This is a genomic window from Paraburkholderia sp. SIMBA_053, assembly GCF_046534895.1.
GTDB lineage: Bacteria > Pseudomonadota > Gammaproteobacteria > Burkholderiales > Burkholderiaceae > Paraburkholderia > Paraburkholderia caledonica.
In genome coordinates, this window is record NZ_JAWRXU010001317.1 from 1 (window position 1) to 249 (window position 249).

General features: G+C 63.9%; 1 pseudogene. It reads left to right on the plus strand.

Features of this window, described 5'->3' with window-relative positions:
* Window positions 1-249: pseudogene (locus tag SB753_RS39890) on the plus strand (acyl CoA:acetate/3-ketoacid CoA transferase); the annotation flags it as partial.

Sequence of the window (249 nt, forward strand, 5' to 3'; positions counted from 1 at the left end):
ATCGTAGCCGAGCGTGCGGCGCAGGAACTCGGCACGAATCAGTCAGCGAATTTCGGATTCGGCTTCCCCGGGGCGATCCCCGCAGTACTCGCGGCACAAGGGCGCGGCTCCGACTACTGGGGCTCGGTGGAACAGGGCATTCACAGGGGCACCATGCTCGATGGCGCGATGTTCGGCACCGCGCGCAATGCAGACGCCATCGTGCCAAGCGTTGATCAGTTCGACTTCTACAGCGGCGGCGGTATCGAT